This is a genomic window from Kitasatospora sp. NPDC007106 (genome assembly GCF_040634455.1).
Lineage (GTDB): Bacteria > Actinomycetota > Actinomycetes > Streptomycetales > Streptomycetaceae > Kitasatospora > Kitasatospora arboriphila.
Window position 1 is genome coordinate 1 of record NZ_JBEYFP010001466.1, and the last position, 1,028, is coordinate 1,028.

A 1,028-nucleotide genomic window follows, 5' to 3' on the forward strand; every position below is an offset into this window, starting at 1 on the left:
CGTCTTCACGCCGGCCAGCATCGCCTTCACGGGCGAGGACTCCTCAAAGGGCTTGCCGTTCCGGTCGACCAGCCGGCCGGGCAGCGCGTCCACCGTCCGGACGGCGATCGACCCGCCGGCCGCCAGGCTCGGGTGGATCACGCTCGGGTCCCAGTGCACGGCGATCCGTCCCTCGTCGGTGCGCACCACGCCGAGGCTGCCGTCGTACTCCCAGGCACGGTCGGTGCCCTGGAACCGCATCCGGGCGTGGAAGCCCTCGGCCGTGCGGCCCGGCTGCCCCGCCGAGGCGGCGGCAGCACCGGTCGGGGTGAGGGTGAACTCCATGGGGTTCACGGTCTGCTGAAACTCGGTCAGGGCACCGGTGGCGAGGTCCTGGCGGTCGGTCAGCGCGGCGGCGGCCGCGAAGTCCCGCTTGGCCCAGGCATCGAGGAAGCCCTTGGCCGCGGTCTCCGCCTCCTGGGCGGTCGGCGCCTGAGTGGCCGTCGCCACCACGGGCTGCGCGGGCTTCACCCCACCCCCGCCGGAGCCGCCCCAGACGGCGTTCGCGACGTTGTACGCGCCCACCCCGCCGACCGCCAGCATGCCCCCGCAGACGACCGCGACGCCGATCCGGACCGCCCGGCGCCGCCTGGTCGCCGCCTCCGCCGGCGCCTCCTCCGCCCCGTACTCGTTGTCCGCGAACCCGGCTTCCTCGTACCGGTCGTCGTCGAACTCGATCATCCCCGCCCCCTCGTGAACATCATGGCGCTGGAGATCATCCGCCCTCGAACGGCCGTGGCGCAATGAGTATCCGTACTCAGACGGGCGGGGCGGGGCGACCGCGGGAACGTACCCGGCCTGCTAGCCGGCGGCCACGACCTGACCCGCCGTCACCAGCGGCGGGTTCGGAAGGAGCGAGGCGAGGTTGTCGCGGACGAAGTCCGCCGCCCGGGCGACCGACTCCTCGGCCCCGGCCCGGTCCTCGAAGACGCTGGTGGAGACCATCACTCCATCACCGGCGTCGACGCAGTAGTAGGCCACGAAGCCGG

At 73.5% G+C, this 1,028-nt stretch carries 2 protein-coding genes; both read right to left on the bottom strand.

The features are described from left to right. A partial coding sequence (locus ABZ641_RS39335) for an NTF2-like N-terminal transpeptidase domain-containing protein (RefSeq protein ID WP_359989548.1) occupies positions 1-720 on the bottom strand: 720 nt, incomplete at its 3' end. 120 nt (positions 721-840) lie between these two features. Next, a partial coding sequence (locus ABZ641_RS39340; protein WP_359989550.1) for a hypothetical protein occupies positions 841-1,028 on the bottom strand: 188 nt, incomplete at its 5' end.